7 protein-coding genes and 1 pseudogene are annotated in these 7,299 nt (G+C 52.8%); 2 read left to right on the forward strand and 6 right to left on the reverse strand.

All coding sequences use genetic code 11. The features are described from left to right. The 6 genes from BP822_RS03335 to BP822_RS03360 all read right to left on the reverse strand — a co-directional run. Window positions 1–721 (reverse strand): RNA-guided endonuclease InsQ/TnpB family protein (locus BP822_RS03335; protein ID WP_286877740.1); only part of this gene is annotated, 721 nt, incomplete at its 3' end. A 134-nt stretch (window positions 722–855) separates the two neighbouring features. Continuing rightward, the gene (locus BP822_RS03340) at window positions 856–1,644 is read right to left on the reverse strand and encodes an ABC transporter ATP-binding protein (protein WP_273272083.1); all 789 of its coding nucleotides are present in this window, start codon (window positions 1,642–1,644) and stop codon (window positions 856–858) included. Continuing rightward, on the reverse strand, window positions 1,641–2,771 hold the full coding sequence (locus tag BP822_RS03345; RefSeq protein ID WP_013718389.1) for a FecCD family ABC transporter permease: 1,131 nt from the start codon (window positions 2,769–2,771) through the stop codon (window positions 1,641–1,643). The genes BP822_RS03340 and BP822_RS03345 overlap by 4 nt, the downstream gene beginning before the upstream one ends. Beyond that, entirely contained in the window at window positions 2,768–3,550 is a 783-nt protein-coding gene (locus BP822_RS03350) for a slipin family protein (protein ID WP_013718388.1), read from the reverse strand. The genes BP822_RS03345 and BP822_RS03350 overlap by 4 nt, the downstream gene beginning before the upstream one ends. A 20-nt stretch (window positions 3,551–3,570) precedes the next feature. Continuing rightward, window positions 3,571–4,416 carry a class I SAM-dependent methyltransferase gene (locus tag BP822_RS03355; protein ID WP_273278968.1) on the reverse strand — a complete coding sequence of 282 codons (846 nt, stop codon included), beginning with the start codon at window positions 4,414–4,416 and terminating at the stop codon, window positions 3,571–3,573. Between the two features lie 8 nt (window positions 4,417–4,424). Further along, complete coding sequence (locus BP822_RS03360) at window positions 4,425–5,564, reverse strand: ABC transporter substrate-binding protein (protein WP_273278967.1); 1,140 nt, start codon at window positions 5,562–5,564, stop codon at window positions 4,425–4,427. 799 nt (window positions 5,565–6,363) lie between these two features. Between BP822_RS03360 and BP822_RS03365 the strand changes: the two genes are divergently transcribed. Together BP822_RS03365 and BP822_RS03370 are read left to right on the forward strand one after the other, a co-directional pair. Next, window positions 6,364–7,005, forward strand: a complete 642-nt coding sequence (locus tag BP822_RS03365; protein WP_273278966.1) for a hypothetical protein — start codon at window positions 6,364–6,366, stop codon at window positions 7,003–7,005. 16 nt (window positions 7,006–7,021) lie between these two features. Further along, window positions 7,022–7,299, forward strand: a pseudogene (locus BP822_RS03370) (excinuclease ABC subunit A); the annotation flags it as partial.

Here is a 7,299-nt window from a genome sequence, read left to right on the forward strand (position 1 = left end):
CATAGAGATGGTTGACTGATTTGGTTGCCTTTTTTCTCTCTTGAGAACCTTTGGGCAGCTTGTCGCGTTTGCTTTGGGCTTTCTTGAGCATTCCTTCATCAGCCAAGAGGAACCTGGGATTTTCTATGAACTCGCCATTTGACAATACAGCGAAGTTTGTAATCCCCACGTCAATCCCAACTACCCTATCAGAAGGTTCAATAACATGATCAATCGACTCTTCGACCAGGAAAGAGGCATACCATTTCTTGGTAGCAGATCGACAAATGGTTAACCTTTTAACAAATCCTTCGATAGGCCTATGCAACTTGAATTTGATATCTCCTATCTTGGATAACCAGAGTTTATCACCGTCTATGGAAAAACCACTTTGAGGATAACTGATGCTATCGTATCTGTTCTTTCCCTTAAAACGAGGATAGCCAGGTTCTTCGCCTGATTGAACTCTGCGAAAGAATGCCTTGAAAGCCAGATTAACTCTGAGAACAACGTCTTGCAGAACCTGAGAATAAACAGATCTCAGTTCCGGCTTAGACTCTTTCCAAATTGGAAGCATTCTCTTGGATTCAAAGTAGCTTACTGATCTGCCTTCTTGCTCAAATGCATTCTTTCGCATAGCCAGCGTTTCGTTGTAGACCCATCGGCAAAGCTCGAGCTGCTCATTAAGTTTTGTAATTTGAGCCTTTGTCGGTCTGAGTCTATACCGAAACACTTTAGCCATTATGGTATTAATATGCTGTACCGGCTAATGAGTCTTTTGGTCCATGAGTACGGGCTGTATCCCGCCTTTGAAAAGGCGGGGATTAGCCATGATTTCGTCCTAAAAAAGAGACAACGAGCAAGTTCTATTTTGTGCTACGCCCTTGCTCCCCGGATCTGGCGCAAGGGCATTATCACCGGCCGGTCAGAGAGGCTTCTCACCGCCGCCTCCACCCGATAGACCTTTGCTATGTTCTCCTCGGTGATCACCGATTGGGGATCGCCAGCGGCTATTATCTTGCCCCTATTCATCATGATGATCCGGTCGGAGTAGTAGGAGGCGAGGTTCAGATCATGCAGGGCCATGATGGCAGTGATCTCCTTTTTCTTGACCACATCCCGAATGATGTTCATCACGTCCAGCTGATGCCAGATGTCAAGGTTGCTGGTGGGCTCATCCAGGAGCATCACCTCTGCCTCCTGGACCAACGCTCGGGCGATCAGGACCTTCTGCTGCTGGCCGCCGGAGAGCTCACTGAAGTTGCTCATAGCCAGCCTCTCGATATCAAGAAGCCTCAAGACCTCCCAGACCTTATCCTCGTCCCTCTCGCTGCCCAACCAGCCGATATGGGGCCTCCTGCCCATCAAGATGGTGTCAAAGACATTGGTGGGAAAGATCCTCACAGAGCTCTGAGGGACATAGGAGAGATATTTGGCCATATCCATCCTGGTCATCTTGGTCACATCCTTCCGGTCGATGAGGATGCTCCCCCCCTGAGGAGCAAGTATCCGGTCTATGCACTTGATCAGAGTGGACTTGCCGGAGCCGTTCGGCCCAACGATGGTGACCAGCTTTGAAGGGGCGATCTCGAAGTTCACATTTTGAAGTATCTTGCTGCTGTTATAGCCAAAATCCATATCCTTGGCCTGAAGCTTGATCATCATGTCCAAAACTCCTTTCTCTTTCCTTTCATCATCAGATACATGAAGAACGGGACTCCCACAATCGATGTCATGATCCCTGTGGGTATGATGGTGGGGGCGATCAGATTCATTCCCGCGGCATCGGCAGACATTAAAACCAGTGCTCCCAGCACTCCCGAGGCGGGGATGAGGAAACGGTGATCTCCGCCGATGACCATCCGGGCCATGTGAGGGGCAACCAGCCCCACAAAGGCGATGGTCCCCATGAATGAGACAATGGTCGCGACCAGCAGGCTGCTGACCACCATTATGAAGATGCGCGTCCTCTCAGCATTGACCCCGATGCTCTTGGCGGTCTCGTCTCCTGCCGTCATGATGTTCAGGTCCCAGCATTTGGTCATGAGAAGAGGAATGCAGATGACGAATATGGCCAAAAGTATCCTGGAGTTGGTCCAGGAGAAGGCAGCGAGATCCCCCATTCCCCAGTTTGTCATGAGGCGAAGCTGCTCGTCGGTGGCGAAGTACTTGAGCAGCTGGCTGATCGCAGTGAAGAAGTAGTTGACGGCAATCCCTGCTAAGACCAGGTTCTCAGAGGTTGCTCCTTTGATGGCGGCCAGGCCGATGATGAACAGAGAGCAGAAGAGGGCGCAGAGGAAGGCATTACCGATTATGAAATAGGGACCGGCAAGAAATGAAAAGCCGATGACTGCGGCCAGGGATATGCCAAACTGGGCACCGGCAGTGATTCCCAGGGTGAAGGGGCTGGCGAGAGGGTTCTTTAAGACCGCCTGCATCACGCAGCCGCATATTCCCAGCCCAAAGCCGGCCATGATTCCTCCCATGATTCTGGGAAAGCGGATGTTCCAGACCACCCGGCTGGTGAGCTCGTCCACATAGAAGTGCTCCGGCCAGAAGCGGGCCAGGAGGGCAGAATAAGAATCGAGCACGGATATATCCAGGGGGCCGAGGGTGATTATGAGCCCGGTGAGAAGGACCAGAAGGCCGGCGATGCCCAGCACGAATAAGATTCTGATGAACTTGAATCTCTCATGGGCCAGCTCGTGGTTGCTCTTCTTGCCCGACCTCTTCGCCCGAGAGTAGCCAGCGTCGGGCTTGCCCCGGAAGAAGAGTGCCCGAAAGCTGGTCATTTATTGCTCACAGCCGCCCTGGCCAGCCCCATGAAAAGGGGAAGGTCCGAATTCCTGTGACCATCATCTGATCCGGTGGAGACCACTATCAGGTTCTTCTCTTTAGCAATCTCGGTCAGGGTCTGGTACTCCCTCAGCTTCAGAGCGCTCGGCTTGTCCTCGTACATATCCGCTGCCTGGTTCATCATCTTTGAGGCCTGATACTCTCCTTCTGCCAGGATGATCCGGGCTCTCTTCTCTCTCTCCGCCTCTGCCTGGCGGGCGATGGCGCGCAGCATGTTCTCCGGCAATGATACGTCCCTCATGGTGACCATCACCACGTGCATGCCCCAGGGGCCAGTGGTCGAGTCCAGGATCTCCTTGATCCTCTTATTGAGATCGTCCCGATCGGAGAGGATGGTGTCCAGTTCATTCTGTCCCAGGATATCTCTCAGGGTGGTTTGAGCCAGAAGAAGGGTGGCGGCCTCGAAGTCCTCAACCTCGATGATCGCCCGAGAGGCATCCATCACCTTGTAGTAGATGACCGCATCCACCTCTAGAGTGACATTGTCCTTGCTGATCACCGTCTGTTTGGGCACATCAAGCTCTCGCACCCTCATGTCCACCCGGACCATCTTATCCGCCAGAGGAATGAGAGCAAAGAGGCCTGGACCTCTCTCCTTCTTGATCTTGCCCAGGCGGAATATAACCGCTCGCTCGTACTGCCTTACCACCCGGATGCTCGAGGCCAGTATTACTATCAACAGAGCCGATCCGGCCAGAATGGGAATGGAGACCATTGTATTGTCCTCCCCTGCATTTAATGCTCAGACGCAGGCTGGTCCTTCTGCCAGGAGATCATGGCCTGCTTGTGATGGCGGTGCATGCACAGCCCTTGCTCACTTTCAGTCAGCTTCCCGGATAGAAACTCTCGCAGCTCGGGCTCTCTTTCCGCTGGTATTTCGTGCATCTCCTTCCACTCAGCTACCGCCTCATCAAGACTTGAGTAGTGCTCGGAGGACTGCCAGTTCATGATATTGATGTCGGCGAAAATTCGCATATCCGCCAGGAGGTTGTATATCACCAGGTAGTCAGCTGGGCCGCCGAAATGATGGCGGGCCCTTTTGCCTCCCCTCAGGAAGTCTGCAAAGCCGTCGTCTCTCCTCCGATCGGCGAATGTGAAGATATAGACCGCCCTTTTGGCCATAGAGTCCATCTTGGCCAGGGACTCTCTTAGGTTCAACACCCCCAAAGAGTTGGAGGATAAGACCACGTCGTGCAGCTCGATCTCACCCTCGGCCAGCTCCTCCCAGCTCTTCTGGATGGTACGGATGTTCTCTATGCCCTCTTTAGCCATGTTCTCCTCGAGGCAGGCCAGCATTCCCTTGGATTGATCAAGAGCTGTTACGCTCCTGGCTATTCGAGCCATGGGAATCGCCAGCCTTCCTGTGCCGGCGCCCACATCCAGTACTGTCTCATGAGAAAGGAGGCCGAGGGTGGCCACCTGATTTGTTGCCCTTGCGGGATTCTTCATCACCCTCTTGTTGAACCCTCGGGCCTTACTATCCCAATGGGATGCCAGATCCTGGCCGTCCCGGCCATGGTGGTGAAACCCGCCTGCATGGGTGGCCTTCCACAGCTCGTCCCAGTTAATGATTCCCGGCATGAGAGCACCTATTTCAGGCTGTCCAGGTACTCTCTTGGCCAGACCAGGTAATTGGCGTACTCGCTGAAGACGCCGTCCACTCCCAAGAAGGCCTTGAATATCTCATTGCCCTCTTTCTCCAGGTCGAGATCCTCAAACTCCTCCGGGTACATCACCTTGGCCATGTACATCATGTTAAACAGGTTTCTGTCAGGCGGAGTGCCCCGGCAGTGGGGATAGAAGCAGTTGAAGACGTTGCCTTCCTTTATGGCGTTGATGGAGGCCAGCTCAGGGCTGTTCTTGATGAAATCAAGGCCTGTATTGTTTCCCGCATTGCTGTTGGATATGAATATGAAGTCAGGGTTCCAGGCTATGATCTGCTCCAGGGCCACATTAACTGTAGAGCCGTTGATCTCCGAGGCGATGTTGTTGCCGCCGGCGATGGTCAGAGGATCGTATTTGGGTTCGGTTCTGGTGAAGTCCCTTCCCTCTTTGGGATCATAAAAGGCATTGCTTGCACCTCGGGAGGCGAAGTAGACCTTTGGCCGATCATCAGGATCTATCTCTTTTGTCACCGATTCGATCATTTCCACCTTGCCCTTGGCAAAGGCGATGAGCTCATCTGCCTGATCCCGAGCATCCAGGGCCTCGCCGGCCACGCGGATGCTATCGAAGTAGCCCTCATCGCCGAAGTTCCAGCCCTGTCCTCCAAGAACTACCACCGGGCAGCCAATCTTGTCCTCAAAGGCCTCTGCATCCTTCAGGTTTCCGCAAAATATAAGGTCGGGCTCCAGCCTGGCGATCTCCTCGAAATAGATGTCGTACCTGGTGCTGATCTCGGGAAGGTCGGGCATCCGGCCGTCAATGATGTTCTCATAGCACTCCAGGCAACCTTCGGTGGTGTTGCTAAAGGTCATTGGGCAGAGGCAGGATTTGGTAGCCTGCTCACCGGCGACTAGCTTGTCTCCGTAGCCCAGGGCGATCACGATTCTGGCCTCGTCCGGGGCTCTGGTGATTATCCTCTGCGGGGATTCATCAAGAGTGATCTCCCGGCCCTGGGTGTCGGTAAAGGTCTTGGGGTATGATGCCAGGGCAGTAGAGCTCAGGAAAATTATAGAGCATATAAATAATATTATTATCGATCTATTCCAAAGGTTTCTTTTACTCACTTCTATTCCTCCATTTATTTGCAATCAGATCGCGGGACCACATCATTGTCCTAAATCTGCATTGATATCTTATTCGTGTTAAATTCTAGCTTATACTTAAGACTTTTCGTTATTACAAATTATAATTAGCTTATAAAATTTGAAATTAAATGGGAGATTAGCTGAAAGGCGAGATCGGGTGAAGAGGCGGTGAGATCTTTCTGTTAAAGCTCAGGCCAATTGTGCTGCCCAGGTTTATGGGCGGCTTATATCGTGAGATGGGCTCAAGAGCCGTATTGCGACCATTATTGATATGCAGCAGGCTGCTTTTTACAAATTACTGCAGCTAGATGCAGTAATGCTTTTTGCTGTTTTTGGATCTGAGGGATCCGCCTGCCCTCCTCTAAGCCGGGAAGCCCAAATAACCGTATGAATCGATTTATGGACTAATTATCTGGAGTTTTCTCATTGGATAGTTGATCTCTTGAAACCAAGCAGGATCAAGGTCAAGATTAATTCTAGCAAGCTGCTTTTCAGTGGACGCCGCGCGCGGGTTTTACGCGCGGTAGTGCTCTGGCCCCCTCAACGCCGGGGAGGCTTGGATACAATCTTGCCCAGAAAATCAAGATGCTTCGCCCCATTTATCCGCAGGCAGGGTCACATCCACCACCAGTCTCCTCTCCCCTTTACAGTCCTCCCTGCCCCTCCAGATGGACGCGAGCCGCCTTCTGCTACCCATCCACCTCCGGATGTCATCCTCATTATTCGACGGTTATCTTTAAGTTAATTGACGAACGCCATTGACCGCAGTGAGTTAGATATGATAAGGATACTCGGCATTCTGGCCCTTCTGTCATTATTGGCCCTGCCTTCCGCTGCTCAGGATTATCTGGAGGGCGGCTATGTGGGAAGCTATAGCGGCGACGCTGGCAAGTACTTTACCGACCCCATATTCACGATGAAGGTCGGCGCCGGCGCAACATCTGCACCCAGCAGCGTTCAGACATCTAAACCAGTCTCTCTTCTGGGCTCGAGCGTCGGCAAGACCACAATGGGAAGATACAGCGCATCCAACACCCCGGTGGCAAAGACCTTCTCCAGCAACCCTGTGACTCAGACCCCAGCCCAAGCCACAATCCCTGCTGCCAGCTCAACTGGCATATCAGGAAAGTGGGCTTTGCAGCTCTCCGAGGGACAGACCATCTCCCTGGACCTGCATCAATCCGGAAATAGGCTCTTTGGCCGGGGGAGCATGGCCACCGCCGGCACCACCCAGATGGCCCTGGCCAGCGGAACCGCATCAGGCAACAGCGTTACCCTGGACATCCTGCCAGAGAGCGGTGCTGAGCTATATGCCATATCGCTTGACACCATCCGGTTGAATGTTCCAGCCAAGTACACCGCATATCGCTATGGGGCTCTTGCCGGATATGGAACTGCTATCGCCAGCAAGATTGGCTAAAATAGATGAAATAAATATGAAATCAATTGTAATAAAAGGCGCCCGCGAGCACAACCTGAAAAACATCGACGTCCTGCTTCCCCGTGACAGCCTGATCGTCATCACCGGCGTCTCCGGCTCGGGCAAATCCACCCTGGCCTTCGATACCATCTACGCAGAGGGCCAGCGCCGCTATGTGGAATCGCTCTCAGCCTACGCCCGCCAGTTCTTAGGCCAGATGGACAAGCCCGAAGTGGACTCCATCGACGGCCTCTCCCCCGCCATCTCCATCGAACAGAAGACCACCTCCAAAAA

The sequence above is a fragment of the Methanosaeta sp. UBA458 genome (assembly GCF_002496085.1).
Taxonomy (GTDB): domain Archaea; phylum Halobacteriota; class Methanosarcinia; order Methanotrichales; family Methanotrichaceae; genus Methanothrix; species Methanothrix soehngenii.

Excerpts from the sequence above, each read along its gene's own strand:
- BP822_RS03345 (WP_013718389.1), bottom strand. The coding sequence starts at position 2,771 with ATGACCAGCTTTCGGGCACTCTTCTTCCGGGGCAAGCCCGACGCTGGC.
- BP822_RS03355 (WP_273278968.1), bottom strand. The coding sequence starts at position 4,416 with ATGCCGGGAATCATTAACTGGGACGAGCTGTGGAAGGCCACCCATGCA.
- BP822_RS03350 (WP_013718388.1), bottom strand. The coding sequence starts at position 3,550 with ATGGTCTCCATTCCCATTCTGGCCGGATCGGCTCTGTTGATAGTAATA.
- BP822_RS03365 (WP_273278966.1), top strand. The coding sequence starts at position 6,364 with ATGATAAGGATACTCGGCATTCTGGCCCTTCTGTCATTATTGGCCCTG.
- BP822_RS03340 (WP_273272083.1), bottom strand. The coding sequence starts at position 1,644 with ATGATGATCAAGCTTCAGGCCAAGGATATGGATTTTGGCTATAACAGC.